The organism is Roseovarius aestuariivivens (assembly GCF_004761875.1).
Classification (GTDB): Bacteria; Pseudomonadota; Alphaproteobacteria; order Rhodobacterales; family Rhodobacteraceae; genus Roseovarius; species Roseovarius aestuariivivens.
The window spans coordinates 115,070-141,029 of record NZ_SJEY01000008.1 but is presented as its reverse complement, the minus strand read 5'-3'; the positions used below and the strand labels follow the sequence as shown (position 1 = coordinate 141,029).

At 63.1% G+C, this 25,960-nt stretch carries 22 protein-coding genes and 1 tRNA gene; 11 read left to right on the top strand and 12 right to left on the bottom strand.

Going from position 1 to position 25,960, the window contains the following annotated elements; genetic code table 11:
* The first annotated feature begins 99 nt into the window (after positions 1–99).
* On the top strand, positions 100–1,593 hold the full coding sequence (locus EZV60_RS14005) for a tryptophan halogenase family protein (RefSeq protein WP_135506218.1): 1,494 nt from the start codon (positions 100–102) through the stop codon (positions 1,591–1,593).
* A gap of 534 nt (positions 1,594–2,127) precedes the next feature.
* Here the strand turns inward: EZV60_RS14005 and EZV60_RS14000 are convergent.
* The 5 genes from EZV60_RS14000 to EZV60_RS13980 form a co-directional block, all read right to left on the bottom strand.
* A tRNA-Glu gene (locus tag EZV60_RS14000) sits at positions 2,128–2,202 on the bottom strand.
* Between the two features lie 103 nt (positions 2,203–2,305).
* On the bottom strand, positions 2,306–4,048 hold the full coding sequence (recJ, locus tag EZV60_RS13995; protein ID WP_245306311.1) for a single-stranded-DNA-specific exonuclease RecJ: 1,743 nt from the start codon (positions 4,046–4,048) through the stop codon (positions 2,306–2,308).
* On the bottom strand, positions 4,045–5,004 hold the full coding sequence (glpX, locus tag EZV60_RS13990; RefSeq protein WP_135506217.1) for a class II fructose-bisphosphatase: 960 nt from the start codon (positions 5,002–5,004) through the stop codon (positions 4,045–4,047). Before glpX ends, recJ begins: the two co-directional genes overlap by 4 nt.
* 82 nt (positions 5,005–5,086) lie before the next feature.
* Positions 5,087–6,373: a homoserine dehydrogenase gene (locus EZV60_RS13985; protein WP_135506216.1), complete on the bottom strand. Its 1,287-nt coding sequence runs from the start codon at positions 6,371–6,373 to the stop codon at positions 5,087–5,089.
* Positions 6,374–6,460: 87 nt separating this feature from the next.
* Positions 6,461–6,799, bottom strand: coding sequence for a hypothetical protein (locus EZV60_RS13980; RefSeq protein ID WP_245306310.1), 339 nt, complete (start codon positions 6,797–6,799; stop codon positions 6,461–6,463).
* A gap of 81 nt (positions 6,800–6,880) precedes the next feature.
* On the opposite strand from EZV60_RS13980, the gene EZV60_RS13975 reads away from it, so the two are divergent.
* Both EZV60_RS13975 and EZV60_RS13970 read left to right on the top strand, forming a co-directional pair.
* Positions 6,881–7,504: a TetR/AcrR family transcriptional regulator gene (locus EZV60_RS13975; protein ID WP_135506215.1), complete on the top strand. Its 624-nt coding sequence runs from the start codon at positions 6,881–6,883 to the stop codon at positions 7,502–7,504.
* Positions 7,501–7,992: a hypothetical protein gene (locus EZV60_RS13970; RefSeq protein ID WP_135506214.1), complete on the top strand. Its 492-nt coding sequence runs from the start codon at positions 7,501–7,503 to the stop codon at positions 7,990–7,992. Before EZV60_RS13975 ends, EZV60_RS13970 begins: the two co-directional genes overlap by 4 nt.
* 56 nt (positions 7,993–8,048) lie before the next feature.
* Here EZV60_RS13970 and EZV60_RS13965 read toward each other — a convergent pair whose 3' ends face one another.
* From EZV60_RS13965 to EZV60_RS13955, 3 genes are read right to left on the bottom strand one after another with little or no spacing between them, the layout of a single operon-like run.
* The gene (locus EZV60_RS13965) at positions 8,049–8,630 is read right to left on the bottom strand and encodes a TadE/TadG family type IV pilus assembly protein (protein WP_135506213.1); all 582 of its coding nucleotides are present in this window, start codon (positions 8,628–8,630) and stop codon (positions 8,049–8,051) included.
* Positions 8,630–9,166, bottom strand: a complete 537-nt coding sequence (locus EZV60_RS13960; protein ID WP_135506212.1) for a TadE/TadG family type IV pilus assembly protein — start codon at positions 9,164–9,166, stop codon at positions 8,630–8,632. The genes EZV60_RS13965 and EZV60_RS13960 overlap by 1 nt, the downstream gene beginning before the upstream one ends.
* Entirely contained in the window at positions 9,163–10,971 is a 1,809-nt protein-coding gene (locus EZV60_RS13955) for a TadE/TadG family type IV pilus assembly protein (protein WP_135506211.1), read from the bottom strand. Before EZV60_RS13955 ends, EZV60_RS13960 begins: the two co-directional genes overlap by 4 nt.
* A 291-nt stretch (positions 10,972–11,262) precedes the next feature.
* Between EZV60_RS13955 and EZV60_RS13950 the strand changes: the two genes are divergently transcribed.
* Positions 11,263–12,696 carry a Glu/Leu/Phe/Val family dehydrogenase gene (locus EZV60_RS13950; RefSeq protein ID WP_135506210.1) on the top strand — a complete coding sequence of 478 codons (1,434 nt, stop codon included), beginning with the start codon at positions 11,263–11,265 and terminating at the stop codon, positions 12,694–12,696.
* Between the two features lie 49 nt (positions 12,697–12,745).
* Here EZV60_RS13950 and EZV60_RS13945 read toward each other — a convergent pair whose 3' ends face one another.
* The gene (locus EZV60_RS13945; RefSeq protein ID WP_135506209.1) at positions 12,746–14,299 is read right to left on the bottom strand and encodes a phytoene desaturase family protein; all 1,554 of its coding nucleotides are present in this window, start codon (positions 14,297–14,299) and stop codon (positions 12,746–12,748) included.
* A gap of 231 nt (positions 14,300–14,530) precedes the next feature.
* On the opposite strand from EZV60_RS13945, the gene EZV60_RS13940 reads away from it, so the two are divergent.
* The 5 genes from EZV60_RS13940 (at position 14,531) to EZV60_RS13920 (ending at position 20,212) form a co-directional block, all read left to right on the top strand.
* Positions 14,531–14,860 (top strand): hypothetical protein, encoded by a 330-nt coding sequence (locus EZV60_RS13940; protein WP_135506208.1) that lies wholly within the window; start codon positions 14,531–14,533, stop codon positions 14,858–14,860.
* A 42-nt stretch (positions 14,861–14,902) separates the two neighbouring features.
* Positions 14,903–16,852: a DNA primase gene (gene dnaG / locus EZV60_RS13935; protein ID WP_135506207.1), complete on the top strand. Its 1,950-nt coding sequence runs from the start codon at positions 14,903–14,905 to the stop codon at positions 16,850–16,852.
* Between the two features lie 114 nt (positions 16,853–16,966).
* Positions 16,967–18,955, top strand: a complete 1,989-nt coding sequence (gene rpoD / locus EZV60_RS13930; RefSeq protein ID WP_135506206.1) for an RNA polymerase sigma factor RpoD — start codon at positions 16,967–16,969, stop codon at positions 18,953–18,955.
* 157 nt (positions 18,956–19,112) lie between these two features.
* Positions 19,113–19,652: an SRPBCC family protein gene (locus EZV60_RS13925; RefSeq protein ID WP_135506205.1), complete on the top strand. Its 540-nt coding sequence runs from the start codon at positions 19,113–19,115 to the stop codon at positions 19,650–19,652.
* 122 nt (positions 19,653–19,774) lie between these two features.
* Positions 19,775–20,212, top strand: a complete 438-nt coding sequence (locus tag EZV60_RS13920; protein WP_280952596.1) for a secondary thiamine-phosphate synthase enzyme YjbQ — start codon at positions 19,775–19,777, stop codon at positions 20,210–20,212.
* A gap of 4 nt (positions 20,213–20,216) precedes the next feature.
* On the opposite strand, the gene EZV60_RS13915 is transcribed toward EZV60_RS13920, so the two are convergent.
* Complete coding sequence (locus tag EZV60_RS13915) at positions 20,217–20,894, bottom strand: SDR family oxidoreductase (protein ID WP_135506203.1); 678 nt, start codon at positions 20,892–20,894, stop codon at positions 20,217–20,219.
* Between the two features lie 207 nt (positions 20,895–21,101).
* Between EZV60_RS13915 and nrdR the strand changes: the two genes are divergently transcribed.
* Both nrdR and ribD read left to right on the top strand, forming a co-directional pair.
* Complete coding sequence (gene nrdR, locus EZV60_RS13910) at positions 21,102–21,578, top strand: transcriptional regulator NrdR (RefSeq protein ID WP_135506202.1); 477 nt, start codon at positions 21,102–21,104, stop codon at positions 21,576–21,578.
* A complete protein-coding gene (gene ribD, locus EZV60_RS13905; protein ID WP_280952595.1) occupies positions 21,575–22,672 on the top strand; it encodes a bifunctional diaminohydroxyphosphoribosylaminopyrimidine deaminase/5-amino-6-(5-phosphoribosylamino)uracil reductase RibD in 1,098 nt (365 codons plus the stop codon). Before nrdR ends, ribD begins: the two co-directional genes overlap by 4 nt.
* 101 nt (positions 22,673–22,773) lie before the next feature.
* Here ribD and EZV60_RS13900 read toward each other — a convergent pair whose 3' ends face one another.
* Both EZV60_RS13900 and EZV60_RS13895 read right to left on the bottom strand, forming a co-directional pair.
* On the bottom strand, positions 22,774–24,813 hold the full coding sequence (locus EZV60_RS13900; RefSeq protein WP_135506201.1) for a capsular polysaccharide biosynthesis protein: 2,040 nt from the start codon (positions 24,811–24,813) through the stop codon (positions 22,774–22,776).
* A complete protein-coding gene (locus EZV60_RS13895) occupies positions 24,813–25,904 on the bottom strand; it encodes a polysaccharide biosynthesis/export family protein (protein WP_135506322.1) in 1,092 nt (363 codons plus the stop codon). The genes EZV60_RS13900 and EZV60_RS13895 overlap by 1 nt, the downstream gene beginning before the upstream one ends.
* Positions 25,905–25,960: the final 56 nt, after the last annotated feature.

The window sequence follows — 25,960 nt, the reverse complement described above, 5'->3', positions numbered from 1 at the left end:
CGCACCGCGGCATTCCGGGGCCGATGCGGCCTTGCAGTGCCATGCCGCGCGCCGTAGCCTTGCGCGGCGACGCGAAGGAATAAGGCCGAAAGAATTTCCATGAAAGAAATCAAGACGATCTGCGTCGTGGGCGGCGGCAGCGCGGGGTCTCTTTCCGCGCTAACCCTCAAGCGGTTGCTGCCCGGGCGTCGGGTCATCTCCCTTCGCGCGCCGAACATCCCCGTCATCGGGGTAGGAGAATCGACCACCGCCTACCTGCCGCAGTTCCTGCACGGTCAATTGAAGCTGGACCGCGCGCAATTCTACAAAGAGGTGCAGCCAAGCTGGAAACTTGGCATTCGCTTCGTCTGGGGCCCGCAAGAGCGGGATCATTTCAACTATCCCTTTTCCTTCGAACTGTCCGAACGGGTCGGGACCCTGCGCAAACGCGCGGCCTATTATCACCTGCAACTGGGCGGGACGACGGGTTTGCTCGGCGCGCTGATGGACGACGACACCGCGCCGATCGTCGCCGAGAACGGCCGCTACGGGATGATCGACCTGCCGTTCGGATATCACATCGATAACCAGCGTTTCCTGGCCTATCTCGAAAAACAGGCGACCGCCTTTGGCGTTGAGAACGTGATCGCCACGATGACCGGCGTCGAAAAGACAGAGACAGGAGACATCACCGCGCTGCAGCTCGATGACGACCGCAGGATCGAGGCGGATCTCTTCGTCGATTGCTCGGGCTTTCGCTCTTTGCTGCTCAAGGAACAGATGGGCGCGCAATTCCAAAGCTTCTCTCCCCCCTTGCGCTGCGACACTGCGGTTCTCGGGGATATTCCGCGCGATGGCACGATCCGGCCCTATACCTCGGCCGAGACCATGGAGTGCGGCTGGTGCTGGAAGATCGAGCTGCCCGAGCGGGTGTCGGTCGGCTACGTGCACAGTTCGGACTACATCTCGCTCGAGGACGCCAAGGCAGAGCTTCGGCGCAAGACGCCCGACCTCACCGAGGAACTGCGCGTTGTCCGTTTTCCATCAGGTCGGTTTGACAGGTTCTGGATCGGCAACGTCGCGGCGATGGGCAATGCCTCGGGTTTCGTGGAGCCGCTGGAATCCACCGCGCTTCATGTCATCTGCGAACAACTGGTCAGCCTCTGCGGCGCATTGCTTGACAGCGATTACCGCATCGAGGCTGCAGCCCAGGCCGACGCCAACCGCCGGTTCGCGGCCACATGGGACGCGATCCGCGATTTCCTGGCGGTGCATTACAAATTCAATACGCGGTCGGACAGCCAGTTCTGGCAGGATTGCCGCGCCGACACGCAGCTCGGCGATGCCGAAGACATCGTGCGGCTCTATCAAGAGATCGGACCCCACACCGCGATGAAATCCGTGATCGGGCAAGAGCGGATCGTCCAGTTCGAGGGATATCTCGCCCTGCTCATGGGTCAGCAGGTGCCCACCTGTGCGAAAAGCCATTTCGACGCACAGGATCTCAAGGACTGGAAAGACTGGCAGGCCCGCATCGCGGCACTGCGCAAAAAGGCCGTTCCCCTGCGCCGCGCGCTCGATGTCGTCAGCCGGCCGGACTGGACCTGGAACTAGGCAGGCCGCGCGCGTCTGAGACTGTCGGTCATCCCGTGGCTTTCGCGCCTTGACGGCGCAAGGACAAGACAGCGTGCCGAAACAAAAACCGGCTCAGGCCCCCCGCAGAAAATCGTCGGGTCCGGGTCGCGCAATTCCGTCGCGGTCTTTCCGAGGATGGATCGCTAGGCCAGCAAAGCCACGGCCAAGATCGCGACAGACATCCAACTAAAGGCAAAAGCGGCATAAGCCATAACAATTACTCTCGGTAAATCGATGCTAGAAGCATATGTCGGGCGCACCGATCTCTCCTAAGAAAAACAGACCTCGCGGTGGAAACACTGTGGTTCCAATCAAGCGCAGGATCACCCCGTGTTACCGTCGCTCGACGCGTATGCAAGGGTCTGCCAAAGCGACAGGTTCTGTTGCGATGGGTAAAAGACCGAGAGAATACCGTCTATGCCGTACCGCAACGGTTCAAGATTGGGGCAACATGCGGCACCCGAACCAGATACTCTATCCAGTTCCGTCGGACCGACCATTCGTGGAGGGGGATGGCAGCCCGTAGGGGAATCGAACCCCTCTTTCCAGGTTGAAAACCTGGCGTCCTAACCGATAGACGAACGGGCCATGCCTTGGCGTGAGCCGGTTCCTATGAAAATCCTCGGCGCTGCGCAAGGGGCAAATTGCAGAATCTTCTCGGGCTTGGCGCGAAATTTCGGGGCCGGTAAGGTCAGGCTGGCGCGGCATCCTCAAGACGCAATTGCACGCTTTGCCGCCCGCCCCAGGTGTTGATCTCCAGCCGTCCGGCCAGGTGAAACTGGGCGCCGCCATGCCCTTCCAGAGCTGCACCCAAAGGCCCGTCGAACGCCCCGAAGGCGATCGCGTCGAGGGTGGGCCCGCCCCCCTCGCCAAAGCGCAGCTTGAGGTGATTTTCGCCCACCCGCTTGGCGAAGGTGACGCCCATTTGGGGAAAGACATAGCGCGGTCCGGGCGCCCCGGCGCCGAAAGGGCCCGCGGCCTCGATCTGCGTTACCAGCTCCGGCGTCGCCGCTCCCGGCATCAAAAGCCCGTCCAGATGCAGATCCGCCGGGCCGGCCTGTCCGGCACCCTGCCGCCCCAGAAGATCGGCCAGCCGCGTCATCGCCGGTTCCAGCTTGTCGCGCGCCACGGTCAGACCGGCGGCCATCTTGTGCCCGCCGCCCTTGCGCAACAGCCCCTCGGCCGCCAGCCGCTGAATCGCGTGGCCCAGATCGACGCCGCTCACCGACCGGCCAGATCCCTTGCCCTCGTCGCCCTCGAAGCCGATCACGATGGCAGGACGGTTGGTGGCCTCCTTGAGGCGCGCCGCAACAATGCCCACGACGCCCGGGTGCCAGCCGTCGCCGGCGGCCCAGACAAGCGGCGCGTCCAGCCCGCGCGCCTCGGCCTGGTTCAGCGCGGCGGCGCGCACGGCGGCCTCGACCTCGCGGCGTTCCGCGTTCAGCTGGTCCAGCCGCTCGGCCAGCGCCTGCGCCTCTGCCGCATCCTGCGTTGACAAAAGCCGCGCGCCCAGATCGGCCCGCCCGACGCGGCCGCCGGCGTTGATGCGCGGCCCAAGGACAAAGCCCAGATGATAGGTGGTGGGCGCGGTATCGATCCGCGCCAGATCGCCGAGCGCCACCAACCCGAGCCGCTGCCGTTGTCCCATCACGTGCAGGCCCGCGCGCACGAAGGCCCGGTTCACCCCGCGCAGCGGCGCGACATCGGCCACCGTCGCCAGCGCCACCAGGTCGAGCATCGCCATCAGATCGGGACCGGTCTTGCCGGCCTTACGCAGCTGCCGCCCGGCCTCGACCAGCATCAGGAAAACCACGGCGGCTGCACAAAGATGCGCCAGATCCCCGCTTTCGTCCTGCCGGTTGGGGTTGACCACCGCCAGCGCGGGAGGCAACGTCTCGCCCCCCAAATGGTGATCCAGCACCACCACATCCGCATCTTGCGCCGCAGCCAGCGCGTCATGCGACAGCGTCCCGCAATCCACGCAGATGATCAGGTCATGCGCGCCTCCCAACTCGGTCATGGCGGGTGCATTCGGGCCATAGCCCTCGTCGATCCTGTCCGGTACGTGAAGCGTGGCCGTCAGTCCCAACTGACGCAGCCAATCGATCAGAAGTGCCGCCGAGGCGCCGCCATCCACATCGTAGTCGGCGAAAATCGCGATCCGCTCGCGCCGCTCAACGGCGCGCAGCACCCGCGCCGCGGCGCACTCCATGTCCTTGAGGCCGCGCGGATCGGGCATCAGGTCGCGAAGCTTGGGGTCGAGATATTGCGCCGCTTCAGCCGCCGGTACACCCAGCCGTGCCAGCGTCTGGCAGAGCGGCCGGGGCAGGGCGGTGTCCTGCGCCATCGCCTCGGCCAGACGATCCGCTTCTGCCGCGGGCCCGCGCCAGAACCGCCCGGTCAGCGACTGTTCGATCCCAAGAAAGGCGGTCACGCGACCTTGTGGCGACAGGTCATCACGCGCCGTTCCCCTGTCGAGGAGCGCAGCAAAAGGGTCTGGGTCTCGATGAAGTCCCCGCGCGGCTTCAACCCCGCGACCAAAGAGCCCTGCGTGACCCCCGTCGCGGCAAAGATCACATCGTCGGTCACCATCTCGTCGCGGCTGTAGATCCGGTCGAAATCCGTGATCCCGGCCTTTTCGGCGCGGCCCCGCTCGTCATCGTTGCGAAACAGCAGCCGTCCCCAGATCTGCCCGCCAAGCGCCTTGAGCGCGCCCGCGGCAAGCACGCCTTCTGGCGCGCCGCCGGATCCCATATACATGTCGATGCCGGTGGCGTCGGGATCGGTACAATGCATGACGCCCGCCACGTCGCCATCCCCGATCAGATAGACCGACGCGCCAAGACCGCGCAGCTCGGCGATGATCTCTTCGTGGCGCGGGCGCTCCAGCACGCAGACCGTGATCTCCGAAGGCGCCACGCCCTTGGCCTTGGCCAGCGCCTCGACCCGCTCTGTCGGGCTCATGTCAAGCGATACCACGTCCTCGGGATAGCCCGGTCCAACCGCCAGTTTGTCCATGTAGACATCGGGCGCATGCAGCATGGTGCCGCGCGGCGCCATGGAAATGACCGTGAGCGCGTTGGGCATCGCTTTGGCGGTGATCGTCGTGCCCTCCAGCGGATCAAGCGCGATGTCCACCTCGGGGCCTTTGCCGCTGCCGACTTCCTCTCCGATATAAAGCATTGGCGCCTCGTCGCGCTCGCCCTCGCCGATGACCACGGTGCCCTGAATGTCCAGCTTGTTGAGCTCTTCGCGCATGGCGTTGACGGCGGCCTGATCAGCGGCTTTCTCGTCGCCGCGCCCAATGAGTGGGCGACAGGCCAGCGCGGCTTCTTCAGCGACACGCGCCAGCGCGAGGGACAGAATGGCGTCATCAAATGCGGTGGTCATGGAAACTCCTGTTTTAAGGCCGATAAAGCTTTAACGGCTCGGCCGAGCCCGCACAAGCAGGGCGCGCGGGGTGAACGATGGGTCAGACGCTCTCGATGCGCAGCGCAACCGGGCTGCTGGCCAGCACGTCAAGCTGCGACATCGCGGCCAGCGCATCCTCAAGTGCTGCGGGCGCGGTCTTGTGCGTGACGATCAGCACCGGCGCGGTGGCGTCCTTGTGGCGATACTGCCGCATCCGGTCGATCGAGACGCCCGCATCGCCAAGCACCGTCGCCACCTTGGCAAGTGCGCCGGGTTTGTCATGCAGCGCCATGCGCAGGTAATAGGGCACCGGGGTGGCCGTACTGGCCTGGCTTGCCGCGGTCAGGGTGCTGGCGGGCTGTCCGAAGGTCGACACGCGGAACCCGCGCGCGATGTCGATCACGTCGCCCATCACCGCGCTGGCGGTCGGACCCATGCCCGCGCCGGGGCCGCGCAGCACGATCTGCTCCACCTCGTCGCCCTCCAGCACCACCATATTGGTGCCGCCGTCAAGCTGGCCAAGCGGGCTCTTTTTGGGCACGAGACAGGGCGACATGCGCTGTTCCAGGCCCCGGCCCGTCATCCGCGCCACGCCCAGAAGCTTGATGCGATACCCCATGTCGTCGGCCTGCTTGATGTCGTCGATGGTGATCTTCTCGATCCCTTCCAGCGCGACCCCGCCGAAATCCACTTGCGCGCCAAAGGCGATGGCGGCCAGCAGCGCCAGCTTGTGGCCCGCATCGATGCCGCCTACGTCAAGCGTCGGATCGGCCTCGAGATAGCCAAGCTGGTTGGCCTCTTCGAACACCTCCTCATAGGGCAGGTTCGAGGCCTGCATCCGCGTCAGGATGTAGTTGCAGGTGCCGTTCATCACGCCCATCACCCGGGTCATCTCGTTGCCGGCCAGCGCCTCGGTCAGCGCCTTGACCACAGGGATCCCGCCCGCAACGGCCGCCTCGAAGCGCAGCACGACGCCCGCCTCCTCGGCGGCAAGCGCCAGCGCGTGACCGTGCAGCGCCAGCATTGCCTTGTTGGCGGTGACCACATGCTTGCCGGCGGCGATGGCGGCCTCGGTGGCGGCTTTCGCCGGCCCGTCCGAGCCGCCCATCAGTTCCACGAACACATCCACGTCGTCACGGGTGGCCAGCGCGACGGGATCGTCCTCCCACGCGTAGCCCGAGATCGACACGCCGCGATCCTTTTCGCGGGTCCGCGCCGAAACGGCGGCAATCTCGATCGGGCGGCCCGCCCGGGCGGTCAGAAGCTGCGTTTTCTGGCGCACGATCTTGACCACGCCAGTGCCGACAGTGCCGAGGCCGGCGATACCAAGGCGGATGGGGGATGACATGGCGCGCTCCGTTTGCGGCTGGTGTGAAATGCTGGCGCGGATGTAGCCGGTTGCGCGCGCGCTTGCAACGCGGGTTTGCAGCCGGGGTCAGGACGGCTCGGCGATGGTCACGGGCTGCGACAGGCGCGCCCGCGAGGGGCGGTCGATCACCTGGCCGCGAAGCCGGGCCGCGCGTGCGCGCAATCCCGCGATCCGCACCTCCAGCGCGGTGCGTGTCTGCGGGGCGATGCGTGTCTGCGGCAGGTCTGCGCGCAGCGTTTCGGCCGGCACCAGATCGGGATAGCCCGCGCGCCGCGCCTCGGCGTCAAAGGTGTCGTCCAGTTCCGGAAACTGCGCACAGCCGGTCAGCCCGGCCAAAAGCAGCACGGCAAAGATACGGGAAAAGCGTCGCGGTAGGGGCACGGCATGGCTCGGCGGTTCGGGCACGGTGGATCCGTCATGCCACGGACCGACCAGCGGCGGCAAGCGGGGCTTTGATCTGAACGGGTGTTCAGTTAAACCGGGATCATGGCCCGCACCCAAGGATCCCATTCCGACATCACCGGCCCGCGTCTGCGCGACGCGGCCTTGCGGCTTTTCGCGCAGGATGGCTACGCCGCCGTCTCGATGCGGCGCATCGCGCAGGAGGTGGGCGTGCAGGCCGGCGCGCTTTATAATTACATTCCCGACAAGCAGACGCTGCTTTTCGAGCTGCTTCAGGCGCATATGCAGGATCTTCTGGCCGCGTGGCGCGCCTGCGCCCCCGGCCCCGACGCAGACCCGCTGGCCCGGCTCGAGGCCTTCACGCGCTTTCATATCCGCTTCAACACGCAGCGCGCCGACGCGGTCTTCATCTCCTATATGGAGCTGCGCAATCTCTCGCCCGAGAATTTCGCCGCCATCGAGGGGCTGCGCCGTACATATGAGACCACGCTTGAAGACATCCTGCGCGCCGGTGTGGCGCAGGGCGCGTTCACCGTGACCGAGCCGCGCATCACCGCGATGGCGCTGATTTCGATGCTGACCGGCGTCAACACGTGGTATCGCGGCGCCGGACGGCTGTCTCTGCCAGAGGTGGAGGCGCTCTACTGGGACATGGTGCGCCGCGCCGTGGCGGCCGGGCCCGCGGCGACAGGAGATGACACCCGATGACGGATCCCGACGAGGTTCTGGCCCGGCTCGAAGCCTCGGGCGGTCGTCGCGCCCTTGGCGTGGGCATGATGACGGCTCTGGGCGCGCTGGTGCTTTACGCCGCACTGGTCCATCCGCCGGCCAGCGTGGGCTGGCGGGTGTTCGCGATCCTTTGCGGCGGGCTCGGGCTCTGGCTGGGTCACGCCATGTATCACGCCACGCAGGGCGCGGTGGAACTGACCCGCACCGGGCTGCGCACGCGCGATGGCGAATGGATCGCGCGCCTGTCCGAGATCGTCTCGGTCGATCGGGGGGCCTTCGCCCTGAAACCCTCCAACGGGTTTCTGGTGCGGCTCAACGCCAAGGCCCCGGCGCGGTGGCGTCCGGGGCTCTGGTGGCGCGTCGGCGCGCGCGTCGGGCTGGGCGGCGTCACCTCGGGCGGCCAAGCCCGCGCGATGGCCGATATTCTCGCTACGCTTTTAGCGGAAGACATCGACCGTGAAAACTAACCTGCCTCAGGGCTGATTCATAAAGCAATGAAGGCCCTGCGCCGATTATGATCAAATCAGCTATGCAGGCCGCAAGTCCCTTCGTAGCAAATCTGTGGTGCAAATCTGATTGCCGAGAAAACTCGCGTTTGCATGGTTACATCATTAATACCTACGTTGAACAGTGGGTCGTAGTTAGAAATAGACTCGATGAGGATGATTTCTTCGCCGTCACTCACGACCGGCAAACTCGCGTGCGCAGACCGAACTTCACCGTCTGTTAAAGGAGCAAGGGAACCACTACCACGCACCTGCGACCAAGCAATCCCATACTCGTTGCTGTCGGCATCATACGATATCACCGAAACGCGGATCTGGTTCACGCCGCTGTCGTTTGTGATCTCATCGAATAACACTTTAGCGTTGTCAATGTAGACAGATGTGATTCCACCCGGAGACGTTTCTCGCGAAATCATATCCGCGAGCGTGAAGGTCGCCTTTTCTCGCACGCTTTTGTAGCGATGAACTTCAAAGAACTCGAAGGTTGCAGCAATCATCCAGAACAGCAGAGGTATAGTAATGACAGCTTCGACCATGAGCGACCCACGCGTTTCCTCAAAGAAGTTACGCAGGAAAGCTTGAAAACGAGACAAGTGCATCAGTTCGGTTCCTGTACAAAGGCTGTCAAAGAAATGATGGACGCTTCGCCGCTTGCGTCTTTACTAAGCGCAGAGCCTAGAGCTGCCTTAGGAAAAAGCGGCTCGTACTTGTAGCAGGCTCGCAGTAACATCAGTTGGTTCGCGACTCCAGGCACAAAAGCCCGCACTGGCTTGGCCGGTTCGGCAGCATCCGTACAGTCCGCAGTGGTGTCAAGCGATGTGAACGCGAACGGATCGGCCGGGCGCATCTCGAGGCGGAGTTTTTCCTTGCAGCTCAAGACCATTATGGCGTTTGCACAAACCAGGTCCTTTATGGCGTCGTGCTGCGGCACCTCGCCGGTACCCAGTCGAACTTCGCGCACCGCGATGTCGAGGCCGCGTTCGATCAGTGTGTGGCGCATCGTTACGAAGCCTAATTCGATCGACATCAAAAGCATTGACAGATAGACTGGGAATATCAGGACGAACTCGACCGACGCGGAACCGCTCTCGTCAAGGGCTTTGCTGCCAAGAAAACTTTTGATTGAAGTTATCATTGCGTTAGCCTCAGAGCTTGGACGTTACCGGCGATGGAGCCGAACGCGTCGGTGATATCGAGTCCCTCCACACGATAGTAGTGCGAATTAGACGAAGCGCAGCTTTCCAGTGCCGTTTCAGCGACCCCGCCTTCTGCGATCTCAAAGCCGATCGTGTAAATTATAGCTCCGGCTGTTTTTGCCGCAGTGCAAACATTGTCCATCCGGCTATTTTTGGTCGCGCCCGTAATTTGCTCAGCATACCTGTAGTCGTTCCAAGGCTGCCAGTTTTCTGTGATCTCGCCGTAGTAATGTGGCGACATCAGACCCCAAGCGGTCTCCCACGACACCTGTTCACTGGACACAAAGCCTATATCATCGCTGAGGTCGTTAAATTCGTTGGCGGAAAGCCATCTGTTCTTCTCGATGTTGTAAAAGACATCCTTGATGCCGTCTCCATCTCGGTCTGTCGGGTCGGGGTCTTCCAGGTAGTATGCCGACTTTAGCGGGCCGTAAGCCTCATACTTACAAACCCAATTGCTGTCAGCGCAGTAAGCCTCGTATTCCAGTGATGAAAACTTGGCGTCCCGGTTACGTTTCTCGTAAGCGTACTCGAATTTCATGAATTGGTGCGTCACGAGGTGCAGATCCGAGTTGGCACCACGGAATTCCGAAGGCATTTTGTTGAAGAAATGCGTCGTGGTGTTCTCTCCGTCGCCCATAACGATCATGATCTTTAGCGTTTCAGGCTCATCGTAATCCGCAGGTACGTTAACTTGAGATGCATCTACGACACCGTCAGCGATGAGTGACGAAGATACTTCCCGCCAGTCGGGGTGAAGAAGCGCAGAGCCGTATTTAATGCCTTGGTCTGTCGAAGTATTGCCTGCTGCTTGAAGAGAGTTGATTTTGGCATGCAAGACATTTTTATCGATCGAGTAGGGCAGTATTTGAAAGTATTCATCTGTATAGCAAGACCGCCATACGGAGTTGAGGTCGTCAAACCCGCCGTACATCGATGTATAGATGGCTTGCTTAAGGTTCTGGCCCGAACTGTTGGATGACGAGCCGGTAGCAAGCGAGGGGTGAGTGTAGTCGTTTTCTTCAAGATAAAGACAATTGGAGTAGGTGTGATCTTCGCCGACGGCTAGCACCTTGAAAATGCCGTCTGAGGGTGTCACCGAAGTGCTGAACGGCACAATTGACATAACTGTGCTGCCCGGCCTAGACCTCCATGAGGCCATGACTTTGTCAATGAAGGCATTCGCAGCCGTTTTCAGATTTCCGATCTTCGAATTATTCGCCATGGATCCGGAGACGTCTAGCACGAGTACAATTTCCAGTTTCGGCACGCGCATTTCAGCGGTCGCTTCAGCCGAGCTTGAGAGCTGCTCGACGCCCGACAATTTCATCAAATACGTGTCCATCGTAAAGCTGGCCGACGCAGAGACACTTGAGGTGTTCAACGTCATCTGAATATCTCCTTCAGAGATATCTGTCAGCTTATCGGCCATGCCGGCCTTTGCGAAATAATCTTTCACCACCGCCTCGGCGTCTGGTGCAGTCGCGGCGCCGGCGCCAGCGAGCACCGCAGAGTCGAGCGTGGCCTGCAATTTGGCCCGGTTCATCTCGTGACGCATCGTGTCGATCCCGAGGCCAGCCATCACTAGCATGAAAAGGAAGATAAAAAGTGTCAGAATTGTCATCGCACCCTCTTCGTCTCGCTTGAAAAGGGCGAAGGTCTGTCTCAGTTCATAGAGTCGCACGTTGGTTGGATCATCTGTTTGATACCAGCTCTTTGGCGCAAAAGTTTCTGGAATTTTCATAACACACCTTTTTAGACGTTTTACGACTCTGTTACGGATTTCGTCTCGGTATGTATTAACAAGATCTGTGTTCTAAATATGGCGAAACGGCGGAAAATTGGCCGTTATTTGTTCCGGATTAGAGACAAAATTCAGAGGCTTAACGGATTGTTACCGCACCTGCGACATGCCCCCATGACCGGGTCGCCCCGTCGCTCTGCCGCTGGACAATTGAGCCGCGACCCTTAACCATGTTTTCAAGAACGCCGTTCAGAGCTGTTCGCATGTGTAAAGGAAAAAGGGAGACCCACCATGACTGCGCCCATCAAGGAACCGAGCTTTCGCGAAAGCGTCGATCTCATGTTCAACCGCGCGGTGGCGCTCATGGATCTGCCCCCGGGGCTCGAGGAAAAGATCCGCGTCTGCAACGCCACTTACACGGTGCGCTTTGGTGTGCGGCTGCGCGGCCAGATCCAGACCTTCACCGGCTATCGTTCGGTCCATTCCGAACATATGGAACCGGTCAAGGGCGGCATCCGCTACGCCATGGGCGTCAATCAGGACGAGGTGGAGGCGCTTGCCGCGCTCATGACCTACAAATGTGCCCTGGTCGAGGCGCCCTTCGGCGGCTCCAAAGGCGGGCTTCGCATCGACCCGCGCGAATGGGACGAGCACGAGCTGGAGCAAATCACCCGCCGCTTCGCCTATGAACTGGCCAAGCGCGACCTCATTCACCCCTCTCAGAACGTGCCCGCCCCCGACATGGGCACCGGCGAGCGCGAGATGGCCTGGATCGCCGACCAGTACCGGCGCATGAACACCACCGATATCAACAGCCGCGCCTGCGTGACCGGCAAGCCGGTGAACGCGGGCGGCATCCAGGGCCGGACCGAGGCGACCGGACGCGGCGTGCAATACGCGCTGCAGGAATTCTTCCGCCACCCCGAAGACATCAAGGCGGCGGGCCTGTCCGGCACGCTCGACGGCAAGCGCGTGATCGTGCAGGGCCTGGGCAACGTGGGCTATCACGCCGCCAAGTTCCTGCAGGAGGAAGACGGCGCGATCATCACCGGCATCATCGAACGCGACGGCGCGCTTTTCAACGCCGGTGGCATTGACGTCGAGGCCGTGCGCCAATGGATCCTCAAGCATGGCGGCGTCACCGGCTATCCCGATGCCGCCCATCAGGCCGAAGGCGCGGCGGTGCTGGAGGAAGACTGCGACATCCTCATTCCCGCGGCCCTCGAAGGCGTGATCAACATGGGCAACGCGCCCCGGATCAAGGCGCCGCTCATCATCGAGGCCGCCAACGGTCCGGTCACGGCGGGCGCCGACGATGTCCTGCGCGAAAAGGGCACGGTCATCATCCCCGACATGTACGCCAACGCCGGCGGCGTCACGGTGTCCTATTTCGAATGGGTCAAGAACCTCAGCCATATCCGCTTCGGCCGCATGGGCCGCCGGCAGGAAGAAGCGCGCCACGAGCTGATCGTGCGCGAGCTCGAAAAGCTCGACGATCACATCGGCGACGCCTGGAGCATGTCACCCGATTTCAAGGCCAAGTATCTTCGCGGCGCGGGCGAGCTGGAACTGGTGCGCTCCGGCCTCGATGACACGATGCGCGTCGCCTACCAGTCCATGCGCGAGGTCTGGCACAGTCGTGACGATGTCAGCGATCTGCGCACCGCGGCCTATCTCGTGGCGATCGAAAAGGTCGCCGCCAGCTACCGCGCGCTGGGCCTCTGAGGCGACGGCCGGCGACGCAAGGCGCGGCGGTCATGACAGCTGCCGTGCCTTACGTCCTGAACGTTCGGAACACCCTCGGGTCCACACTCGCCGCGGACAGCATCCCGCCCCATAGCGCGCCCTGGATGCCCTGAGACACCACGTCCTGACCGGTCAGGTACAGCCCCCCGACCGGCGTCCGCGCAGTAAGCGCCCGGCTCATCACGCGCTCTGGCGTGCCGTCCAGCCCGTAAAAACGGCCCTCGTGATGCCCGGTGATCGCCGCCGTGGCCAGCGGCGTCGACAACTCGCGAAACACCACGAGCTTCGCCAACTCCGGAAAGGCCGCTTCGAACTGTGCAAACATCTTGGCCGCGATCCGCTCCTTGAGGGCGGCGTAGTCCGCGCCGCGCGCGCCCGGCTCGGTCTTAGCCCACCGGGCCACGCAGCGCCAATCGGTCCAGACCACCATTTCGCCTGCGTATTTCCGCTTCGGCCCGGGATCGTGGTGCGGGTCCTTCAGCGACCCGAACGAGACGAAAAATCCCGGCGGATCGCCGTCGGGGGCCTCCGCCCAGATCGCGTCGACCTCGCTCTGCGGATAGAACCAGTGGTTCGATCGCGTGGCACCGGCGGCCTGCACGTCCCCTTCGAACCCTAAAAACAGGCTGAAATGCGCGATCGAGGGCGGCAGGGCCCGGATCTCGTGCTTCCAGTCCTCGGGCCCGACTCCCTCGGGCAACAACCTGTCCACCGTCTCGCGCGCGCCGATATCGGAAATGACAACGGGCGCGCGAAGGGTCTCGCCCCGGGACGTGCGCACCCCGACGACCCGGTCCTCTTCGACCAGCAGCGTCTCGGCCTTCACACCCGCGCGGGCCTCACCGCCAGCGTCGGTAATCGTGGGGATCAAATGCGCGGCAAAGGCGCGGCCGCCGCCCACCGGATACCACGCGCCGCTTTCCAAATAGGATCCGCAGATCAGCGCGTGCATGGCAAAGCTGGCCTTGTGCGGCCGGCCGCCGTGGTCGCCCCATTGCGCGGTCAGCGCGGCGGCAAGATTGGGATTGTCCGTGATGCTGTCGACGACCTCTTTGGTCGTGCGCTTGCACCAGGTCTCGATCGCCCGGTGATTCCACCACTCGATCATCTGCGACGCGAACTCGGGCATCGTGCGCGTCGGCATCAGCGCATAGATGGCGCTCCGCGCGTTGCGCAATGCGGCGGTCCAGGCCTCGATCGCACGCGCCTCGTTAGGAAACCTGTCCTTCAGATCGCGCTCCTGCGCCTCATAGGGGCGCGACAGCGCAAGCGGCGCGGTATCGCCCAGATGCAGGATGTCATAGACAGAGCCCATGGATTCGAACGCCATGGGCGTCTGCGTCAGCCAGTCAAGCATGCTCCGTTCACGGTCTCCGGGGGCGACGCATCCCAGGTAATGGATGCCCACGTCCCACGAAAACCCCTCGCGCGAAAAGCTGTGCGTAAGACCGCCCAGCGTCTCGTATTGTTCTAAAAGCAGCACGCGATGACCCAGCTTCGACAGGGCGGCGGCGGCGGTCATGCCGCCCATCCCTGATCCGACGACAATGGCGTCCCAGGGGTTGGTGGGTTCTTCGGTCATGGTCGCGATCCTCCTCGCTGCATCTGCGGCCCGGCCGGCCGCCCCCCCGCGCGGCGCAGGCGGCCCGGGGCAGGGCGGATCCCGATTGGTACGGCGCGACGTGCCGCCTGTCCTTGATATGCGACAAGGCGCGTCCCGGCGCATCACGTTCTCGCGGGCGGGGATTGCGGCCAGCGGCGCGGGCTGACAAACTCCGCGAAATCCGCTGCGTCACCCGATAGGATAGCCGCCATGTTCCGTTTTCTGCCCGCCGCCGCGCTTGCGCTGACGTCGCTCGTCGCGCCGGTGACCGCCCTTGCCACCGACCAGTCCGAGACCTGCCAGGTCACCTCCGGCGTTGTCGCGACCATCGTCACCCTGCGCGCCGACGGCGCGTCGGCCCCCGCGATCAAACAAAGCCTGACCAACGGCCAGAACGCCGTGCCGTCCAAGTTCTCCGGCACCGTGGCGCCCCTGGTGGACTGGGTCTTCACGCTCGATCAGGCCGTGGTCGAGGGGCCTGCCGCCGCCCAGACGATCTCGGACGCCTACCGCCAGACCTGCGTGGGCTTCAAACCCTGACGCCACTTGGCGGCGGGGCGCATATGGCCCATATTCAGGTGCATGAGCCTGCCTCCCGGATTCCTTGATGAATTGAGAACGCGCACCTCGCTGGCGCAGGTCGTGGGCCGCAAGGTCATGTGGGACACGCGCAAGTCCAACCAGGGCAAGGGCGACATGTGGGCGTCCTGTCCGTTCCACACCGAGAAATCCGCGTCCTTTCACGTCGACGACCGCATGGGGTTCTATTACTGCTTCGGCTGCCACGCCAAGGGCGACGCCATTTCCTTCGTGCGCGAAACCGAGAACGTGGAGTTCATGGAGGCGATCCGCATTCTCGCGCAAGAGGCCGGAATGCCCATGCCCGAGCGTGATCCGCAGGCGCAGGCCAAGGCCGACAAGCGCACCGAACTGGCCGAGGTCATGGACATGGCCGTGCGCCACTTCCGCCTGCAGCTGCGCACGGGTGCCGCGGCCGAGGCGCGCGCCTATCTCGAAAAACGCGGCCTCGACGAGGCGACGCTCGAACGCTTCGAAATCGGCTTTGCGCCCGATGCGTGGCAGGGGTTGTGGGATCACCTCAAGGGCAAGGGCGTGGCCGACGACCTGATCCTGGGCTGCGGTCTGGCCAAACCCTCGCAGCGCGGCGGCAAGCCCTACGACACGTTCCGGGGCCGCATCATGTTCCCGATCCGTGACGCGCGCGGGCGCTGCGTCGCCTTCGGCGGTCGGGCGATGGACCCGGACGACAACGCCAAGTATCTCAACAGTCCAGAGACCGAGCTTTTCGACAAGTCCCGCACGCTCTACAACCACGGCCCGGCGCGCGAAGCGGCGGGCAAGGGCCAGCCGCTGATCGTGGCCGAAGGCTACATGGACGTGATCGCGCTCAGCCAGGCGGGGTTCGAGGCCAGCGTCGCACCGCTCGGCACCGCCGTGACCGAACATCAGCTCGCCCTGCTCTGGCGCATCGCCGACGAGCCGATCATCGCGCTCGACGGCGATACGGCGGGCCTACGCGCGGCGCACCGGGTGATCGACATTGCCCTGCCGCTGCTCGAGGCGGGCAAATCCCTGCGGTTCGGTCTCATGCCCGAAGGCAAGGATCCCGACGATCTTCTGCGCGCCGAAGGCGCTGGCGCGGTGCAGACGGTGCTGGATGCCGCCCTGCCGATGGTCAAACTGCTCTGGCAGCGCGAAACCGAAGGGCGCGATTTCGACAGCCCCGAACGCCGCGCCGCGCTCGACAAGGCCTTGCGCGAGAAGATCAAGCTGATCCGCGATCCCTCGATTCGCTCTCATTACGGCCAGGCCATCAAGGACCTCCGCTGGCAGCTTTTCAATCCGCGCAACACCGGGGGGCGTGCGGGCGGCGGCCCAGGCAAGGGGCGGTGGCAAAAAGCTGCGCCCGTGCGTGCCGCGACCAAAACCTCTCACCTCGTGATGTCCGGTGACGCCGCCCAGGTCGAATTGCGCGAGGCGGTGATCCTCGCCACGCTGCTGCGCAATCCCGCGATCCTTTCGGACTGCGAGCACGCGCTCGACCGGCTCGACTGCCGCACCCCCCTCCATGCCAGCCTGCGCAACGCGCTTCTGCGCAGCCTGGGCGCTGAGGATCCCGTCGCGGCAGTGGCCGCGGAAATCGGCGTCCAGGCGCTTGAAAACCTCCTGTCGCTGCCCCATGTCGCGCTGGTGCCCGCGGTCCGCCGGCCCGGGGACGCGGAGCTGGCCCGCATGACCGTGGCCGAGACCCTCGCCAAGCTGGAGGCCGAGCGCGGCCTCGCGGCAGAGATCTCGGAGGCGGTCGAAGATATGGCCGGACCCGGCGACGAACACGTGACCTGGCGGCTGAGCGAGGCGGCCGAGGCGCGCAATCGCGCGCTGCAAAGCCAGCAGGAAGACAAGACGGAATACCAGCGCGGTGCCAACGGGGCCCCGGTCAGCCGCGCGGAAAAGGAACGCTTCGACGCGCTGCTTGCCCAGATCGGCTTCAAAAGCCGGCCTGACGGGTAACGCAGCCGCAGGAATTGTGAAAGAATACCGGGTCAAGGGTGTGCGAATCACCGGATCGCGCTATTGATTCGTTTTAGCGAATCACCCTCGCCCGACCAGATGCAGGAGAGCTTCATGGCCGCCAAGGATACCGACGACGACAACAAGTCCGAAGAGCAGGATGCCGAAATCTCGCTCGACATGAGCCAGGCGGCCGTCAAGAAGATGATCGGAGAGGCGCGCGAACGCGGCTTCATCACCTACGACCAGCTCAACAAGGTCCTGCCGCCAGAACAGGTCTCGTCGGAACAGATCGAGGACGTGATGTCGATGCTCTCGGAAATGGGCATCAACATCATTGAGGAAGAAGAGGCCGAGGAAGAAGAGCAGAAATCCACCGCCGTCGCCGAGATCGGGCGCAAGGGCGAGATCACGCTCGGATCCGGCAAAGAAGAGAAGCTAGACCGCACCGATGACCCGGTGCGCATGTATCTGCGCGAGATGGGCAGCGTGGAACTGCTCAGCCGCGAGGGCGAGATCGCCATCGCCAAGCGGATCGAAGCTGGCCGGAACACTATGATCGCCGGACTTTGCGAGAGCCCACTAACCTTTCAGGCCATCACCATCTGGCGCGACGAACTTCTGGGCGAAGACATTCTTCTGCGCGACGTGATTGACCTCGAGGCCACCTTCGGCACCCAGATGGGCGACGAGGACGGCGGCGAAGGCGTGGTGGCCCCCGCCAACATCTCCAGCGCGCCCAAGTCCGAGGACAAGTCCGACGAGCCCGAGCTTGACGCCGACGGCAACCCCATCGCCAGCGACGATGACGACGACGAGGACGAACAGGCCAATATGAGCCTTGCCGCGATGGAGGCCGCGCTCAAGCCGCGGGTCCTCGAAACGCTCGACCGCATCGCGCAGGATTACGAAAAGCTCGCCGAAATGCAGGACAGCCGCATTTCCGCGACGCTCAACGAGGACGGCTCTTTCACCGACAAACAGGAAAAGACCTATCAGAAGCTGCGCTCGGAAATCGTCGAGCTTGTGAACGAACTGCACCTGCACAACAACCGCATCGAGGCGCTGATCGACCAGCTTTACGGCATCAACCGTCGCATCATGTCGATCGACAGCTCGATGGTGAAGCTCGCCGATCAGGCGCGTATCAACCGCAAGGAATTCGTCGACGAGTATCGCGGACGCGAGCTTGACCCGACCTGGCTTGAAGACATGGCCAAGAAGGACGGTCGCGGCTGGAAAATGTTCATGGAACGCAGCCCTGAAAAGGTCGAGGAACTGCGCGCCGACATGGCCCAGGTCGGTCAGTATGTCGGTCTCGATATCTCGGAATTCCGCCGCATCGTGAATCAGGTCCAGAAGGGCGAGAAAGAGGCGCGTCAGGCCAAGAAGGAAATGGTCGAGGCCAACCTGCGCCTCGTGATCTCGATCGCCAAGAAATACACCAACCGCGGCCTGCAATTCCTGGACCTCATCCAGGAAGGCAATATCGGCCTGATGAAGGCCGTGGACAAGTTCGAGTACCGCCGCGGTTACAAGTTCTCGACCTATGCGACCTGGTGGATCCGGCAGGCCATCACGCGGAGCATCGCCGACCAGGCCCGCACGATCCGCATCCCGGTCCACATGATCGAGACGATCAACAAGCTCGTCCGGACCGGACGCCAGATGCTGCACGAGATCGGCCGTGAGCCGACGCCGGAAGAACTGGCTGAAAAGCTGCAGATGCCGCTCGAAAAAGTTCGCAAGGTGATGAAGATCGCCAAGGAGCCGATTTCTCTGGAAACGCCCATCGGCGACGAGGAAGATTCACAGCTCGGCGATTTCATCGAGGACAAGAATGTCATCCTGCCGCTGGATTCTGCCATTCAGGACAATCTGAAGGAAACGACGACGCGGGTTCTGTCCTCGCTCACCCCGCGTGAGGAACGGGTGCTGCGCATGCGCTTCGGCATCGGCATGAACACCGACCATACGCTCGAAGAGGTGGGCCAGCAGTTCTCAGTCACGCGCGAACGCATCCGCCAGATCGAGGCCAAGGCGCTGCGCAAGCTCAAGCACCCGTCGCGGTCGCGCAAGCTGCGGTCGTTCCTAGATCAGTAGGCCGGCCTGCCGGGCGCCCCGAGCGCCGAGCCCATAGGGCTCGGCACCGGCCCACCCGCCAGCCACGGCCCGGCCCTGGGCGATGCCTCGCGCAGGCGCTTTCCGGATCGACGAATTTGCGGTAATCTTCCGGCGTTGTGGCGTCGGGAGACAGCCCATGAAGTTTATCAAGCGCCTTTTCATCGGATGCGTCGTCGCCATCGTCCTACTGGCAGGCGTGGGTCTGCTTTTGCCGCGCGAAATATCCGTGGCGCGCAGCATCGTAATCGACGCGCCGGCCTCTGCTGTGTTTCCGCATGTCAATGATTTGCAGGCGACCGTGGACTGGTCACCGTGGCTGGCGCGTGACCCCGACACATCATTGGAGTTCAGCGCGGATCCGGTCGGTGAAGGCGCACGCATGTCCTGGGCCTCGGACAACCCGCAGGTCGGTACGGGCACCATGACAATCACTGAGTCGCGTCCCGATGACTATGTGGAGGTCGCGCTGGATTTCGGTGACATGGGAACGGCGACGGCGTCTTGGGATTTCCAAGAGGCCGATGGCGCGACCACCGCCACTTGGAGCATGCAGACCGATATGGGGGCAGGTCCCGTCAACCGCTGGTTCGGCGTGATGATGAAGCGCTGGATCGCTGACGATTACGATGCGGGTCTGCAAAATCTGAAACAGCTAGTCGAAGCCAAAGGCGGGTAAAGCTTTTCCCTTGGATATTGAGTGCCAGGTAATCGCGCGGTGCGTTTCCGAAAATCTGCACTGCAGGGTATCGCGCGCTGCGCTACTCTTTCAGTCAGGCCCAGTTTGCAAGGAACGTCGCTTTGCCCGGAACGTCTCGACCACATCAGACCGAATTTCAGATCGAAACCCGAGGACAGGGTTTGTACGAAATGACCAAAGCGGTCAAAAAATTTGTACAAAACGTACAAATTGACGCCGGACTGCTGACGCTCTTCATCCGGCACACGTCGGCCAGTTTGCTCATCCAGGAAAACGCCGATCCCGAGGTGCAGACCGACCTGAGAAACTACTTTGCGCGTCTCGTGCCACCCACGACCGACCCGTCGATGTCCTATCTTAAACACACATATGAAGGACCTGACGACATGCCCGCCCACATCAAGGCCGCAATGATGCCGGTCAGCCTGTCGATCCCGGTCCGTGACGGCCGGCTGGTGCTGGGCACCTGGCAGGGCATCTATGTCTTTGAGCATAGAGACGCGCCGCACACCAGAAAAGTCGCGGCGCATCTCCTCTAAGTCTTTATTGCGTCGGCATAATAACCATCTCGCGCACATCCGCGCGTTCCGGCTGTTCCAGCGCATACACCACCGCGCTGGCGATATCCTCGGGCTTCAGCTTGTCCGGCTTCGGGCTGTCGAAGAACGGCGTGTCGACCATGCCCGGACAAATGACCGTGCACCGACCGCCCCATTCGCGCATCTCTTGGCTCAGATTACCGGCAAAGCCCTGCACGAACCATTTGGATGCTCCGTAGATGGACCCCGAAAGGTTGATCTTCCCGGCCACCGACCCGGTCAAGACGGCATGTCCTTTGGATTTTTGCAGGTGTGGATAGGCGCATTTCACCGTGTAAAGCAGCCCGTTGATGTTCAGATCGAGCATGGTTTTCCATTCTTCCGGATCGCCATTCTCGACACCGGCGGTGTCCAAGCCCTTACCAGCATTGGCGAAAATCGCGTCGATCCCGCCGAAGTGTTCGGCGGTCCGATCCATTGCGGCCTGAAGCGCAGACATGTCGGTCACATCGCCCGGCAGCGCAAGCGCCAAGTCGTCGCCCATCTCGTCAACCAGCGCCGTCAGCTTGTCTTCACTGCGCGCAAAAAGAGCCACGCGCCAGCCGGCCTTGATCGCGTGCCGGGCGGTTTCCGCGCCGATGCCGGACGACGCCCCGGTGATGAAAAGTGTTTTGTTGGCCATGATCTTGGTGTCCTTTTTGTGTCATTAAACATATCTCAACGGGCCAACCACGGCCTACCGGAATGGTTCCGCGGCCTCTTTCACCGCTTGATCTAGAGGCGTCATTTGCCCTCTACCCAAAACCTTGCGGCTGACCTATAGTGGCTGTGGATAACTGGGCATCAGACCCATGACCGACAGAGGCAGAGAAGAAAAGGGGGACGGCCGATGCGCTGCCCGTTTTGCGGAAATATCGATACACAGGTGAAAGATTCCCGCCCTGCGGAGGATCATGTGTCCATCCGTCGCCGGCGGTTCTGCCCGGCGTGCGGTGGGCGTTTCACCACTTACGAACGCGTGCAGTTGCGCGATCTTGTGGTGGTGAAGTCTAACGGGCGGCGCGAGGATTTCGACCGCGACAAGCTCGAACGCTCGATCCGGATTGCGCTGCAGAAGCGTCCGGTGGAGCCTGAGCGCGTCGAGCAGATGATCTCGGGCATCGTGCGCAGGCTGGAGTCCCTCGGCGAAACGGACATCCCTTCCAAAACCGTCGGCGAAATCGTCATGGAAAGTCTGGCGCGGATCGATACCGTTGCCTACGTGCGTTTTGCCAGTGTTTACAAGAACTTCCAGGCTGCGGACGATTTCGATAAATTCGTGAGCGAGTTGCGGCCCGGCACGGCGGAAGAGCCTGGCACCAAGTGACCCAGCACGACGACGCGCGTTTTCTGCGACTGGCGCTTTCATTGGGCCGGCGCGGGATGGGCCGCTGCTGGCCCAACCCTGCTGTGGGCTGCGTGATTGTCAAGGATGGCCGGATAGTCGGGCGCGGCCACACCGCGCCCGGGGGGCGCCCTCACGCCGAAACCCTCGCTCTTGCGCAGGCGGGTGAGGCTGCGCGAGGCGCTACCGCTTATGTCAGCCTCGAGCCCTGTTCGCACCATGGCGCCACGCCGCCCTGTGCCGAGGCTCTGGTCAAGGCCGGGGTCGCCCGGGTTGTGGCCCCGCTGGAGGATAGCGATCCTCGCGTGTCGGGCGGGGGATTCGCGATCTTGCGCGCGGCCGGAGTGGATGTGTCGAGCGGGCTTCTGGCAGGCCAGGCCCGGTGCGATCACGCCGGGTTCTTTCGGCGCGTGACCCAAGGACGCCCGGAACTGACGCTGAAGCTTGCAACCTCGCTTGATGGACGCATCGCCACTGCCAGCGGTCACAGTCAGTGGATCACCGGCACGCTGGCGCGCCGCACGGTGCATGCGATGCGGGCGCGCCACGACGCGGTGATGGTCGGGGCCGGCACGGCGCGCGCCGACGACCCGTTGCTGACCGTGCGTGACATGGGTGCAACCCGTCAGCCGGTCCGCGTTGTCGTGTCGCGACGCCTCGATCTGCCACTGATGTCAAGGCTGGCCCAAAGCGCCCGTGAGGTGCCGCTCTGGATTTGTCACGGTCCTGATGCCGACCCTGCGCTCATCGAGGCATGGCGCGGAGTGGGGGCGCTTCTTCTGCCCTGTGGTCTGCGCGCCGGACAGCTTGACATGGGGGGAGTCCTAAGCGCTTTGGGACAAAGGGGCCTAACGCGCATTTTCTGCGAAGGCGGCGGCGCGCTTGCGGCGTCTCTGCTGGCCGAGGATCTTGCGGATGTACTGGTGACGATGACTGCAGGTCTCGCTATCGGGGCAGAGGGGCGCCCCGCGATCGGCGCCCTTGGCCTTGGCCGTCTTGATGAGGCCGCCCGCTTCCGTCTGGAGGAGGCGCGCCCCCTTGGGGGCGATGTGCTACAGGTCTGGCGCCGGGTCTGAAGGCGGACCACGCAAGAGGAGCCAAACCTGAAAACTCTGCGGGGTGTCGATAAAAAACCACGCTTTGAAGCGTAGTTATCGCAAGAATTTGCCAGACAGCTCTAGCGCCAAAGGCCAGCGTAAGATGCGAAAACTCCCTGCAGTTTCGACAGCGCGCGATTGGCACGCCCGGGATGCGGGATGTCGCCGGACGACAGCCGGTCGAGCGCGACCTCGACCGGGCAGGGCAGGCCGGTCTTGGGATCTACGTAACGCGGATAATCGATAAGCGCCGCATGTACGAGACCCGCGAGCGAGGGCCGGGCCCGGCGACGGGGCGGCGGCGCACCACGATCCCGCGTCAGGCCCCAACCGGCATAAAATGGGGCACCTGTCGTGGTCACGCGCACGCCGCGCAAAAGGGCTTCGAACCCCATCAGCGAGGTCATTGTCCAAAGCTCGTCGACCTCCTGCAATAGGGACGCGGGATCGACATCACGCAAGACGATGCAGCCGATTGCATCGAGATCGGTCTGCGGCACCGATCCCCTACGCAGGCCAGCCTCGACATCCGGATGGGGCTTGTAGAGCAAGGTGGCACCAGGATTGGCTGCGCGGGCGGCTTTCAAAAGCGCAAGATTTGTCGAGATCTCGCCCGCGCCCAAGCGGATCGACGCGTCATCCTCAACCTGCCCCGGTACCAGCAGGCGCGGCCCGGATGGCAATTCTGCCGCAGGCAGTCCCAAATTGTATTTGCTCAGCCCGAGATCGATGAGTCGCGCAATCAACGCTTCGGCGCGGTTTTGCTGATCGGGTCGCAGCGTTTCGCGGCTTGCGATCAGACGCTCCAACCCGCTTTCCTTATGGGGATCATAGTAGATTCCGAGATCGTCGGTCACGAGAGACATAGGGGGTACCAAAGCTGCACCAAGGCCACGCGAGCGTAGAAAGCCGTCCTCGACCCGTGTCGCCGAAAGGCCGGGCGGGGCCTTGCCCGCCCAGATCATGAGTCTGCGCCCGGTACGCGTGGCGCGCGCGTCGGCCTTGGCGGGATCGTTTTCAAAGAGCAGCCTTTTTTGCTGGCCAAAGACCCTCTGAAGAGGCGCGCGCTTCCAAAGGCGCATCCCCGCCGCCACCCACCCGCGGTGGTCGGCGCGCCAGGCACGCGTCTGTGCCTCGAGATGGGCTATCGCATCCTCGAATGAACACAGCCTGTCGCGGCATGGATCATACCATGTCGGGTAAAGGATCATTGCCGCTGCGAAAAGCTGGGCCCGCGACAGGCGGCGGCCCCGGCGCGCCAGTGGATGCGGATGGCGGTCTTGGGTGAGGTCCCACCCGGCATAGAAGGGCTGACCGAAAACCTGAGGTCTGTGGCCTGCGAAGATCGCTTCAAAGCCAAGTTGCGAGGTCACCGTGTAGACGCCGATCGCACCTTCCATGAGTGTCCACGGGCTGACGGTATCCGAACAGAGTTCGACGCCGTCGCAGACGTCATCGGGGCCGAAGTACCCTTTGCGATGGCCCCGCACCGTTTCTGGATGTGTCTTTATCAATACGCGCGCGCCGGGGTTCTCCATGCGCGCACAGACCAGCATGTCCCGAAATGTGTCCGCCGTCGCGCCGCCATGAATGACCGAGGCATCGCCGCGTGTCTGATCGATCACAAGCACATAGCCCGGCTCTGGGCAGGGCGTTTGCGGGTCGACTCCGGAATACTTTGTAAGATGCGCCTCTTGCAGGCGGGCGATGCCGGCGCGCGCCCGGTCCAGAAGCGGCGTGTCGTCCAGTGGACGTGTGGCCAGAAGGGTCTCAAGGTCGGACGGGCCAGTGCTGTCGAAATGCACGCCTGTGCGGTCGATCAGAAGGCCAAGCGGCGGCTCGCCGGCGCGACCGGGAAAGAGCGACCGCAAGAAGGCGTCTTCGATCCGGATCAGGTCTGCCCCGCTGCGCGCCGCCATCGCCTCGCCGCGAACCGCATAGGGAGAGCGACCCCAGACGGCTATCGCATCTTCGGCGCCGGGCCGTCCGAGACGCAGCGGAAGACCGGCAAGCTCCATGATCCGCCGGATACGTTTTTGACGCAGAAAGCCCGCATTGAAATAAAGCACCCGCCGAGGCGTGCGTGGCTCGGCGGGTGGTTTCGGATCTGGGACCGGCATCAGTTGCCGTTAAGCGTATCGCCTGCGGTCGAGATTGAGCCGACGGCGCCAAGCGTGCCGGTCAGCGCACCGATGACCTTGCTCCACTGGGCGAACGGGGCTTCTGTCACGAAAATCGTGTCGTCGTCGCGTATCGCGAAGTCGCGCGCCATGAACATGCCATTCGGCTGCGTCAGATCGAGCACATAAACCAGGCGTTGCGCGCCACGAAGATCGTCGCGACCAAGCACCTGATTGGCGATTTCGGCCGGCTCATTGCGCAGTACGAAGACGCCGGTCGGATCCGCCGCACCGGCCTGAAGGCCGCCCACCTGCGCGATGGCCTCGAGCGCCGAGATCGTGGGCGAAGGAAAGGGCACGCGGGCCTGGCCGCCGGTAGCACCGAGCGCGGTGAAGGCGCGGGTGTCTTCTTCGACCAGAATGCGATCGCCGCCGCGTAGCGCGATGTCGAATTCAGGGTGCCGGTATAGGTCCTGGAACCAGATTTTCGACCGCATGGCGCCACGGATCACGGTGATCTGGGCCGTTTCGGGCTCGATCGCGATGCCGCCCGCCGTGGCGAGCATGGTGGACAGTGTCCGGGTCGGCTGTTCGATGGCATAGACGCCTTGTGCGCCAACTGCACCCACCAGCGAGACCGTCGATCCGTCCCCCGCCAGGCGGCGCACCTCGACCTGCGGATCCGGTGTCGTCGGGCTTAGCTTGTTGGTGATGATGCGGCGGATCGCATCGGGCGTGTTACCAGCGGCACGAATGCGACCGGCGTAGGGCACAAAAATGAACCCAGCGCCATCGACCTGCACTTCGTCGAGGACCGTCTGCTTGGTGCCTTCGCTGGCCAGAAGACCGTCATCGACGTTCTCCCAGATCGTCAGACCCAGCGTATCACCCGGTCGGATCGTGTCCGAACCAACAAGCCCGGCATTTTTGAATTCTTCAGTGAAGCCGAGCGTCGGTTGCACAGCGGTGGCGCGGGTGACACGGTCGTTGACCGTAACGACGAACGCATCGCCAGATCGTTGTACTGATCCTTCATATATCTCGCGCTTGTTGGGGCCTGAACGGGGAAGAAAGCCGCAGGATGCGACCATGGTCGCCACAAGCAGTACTGCGACGGACCGCGCCCATCGGCTGGATTGAATATTCA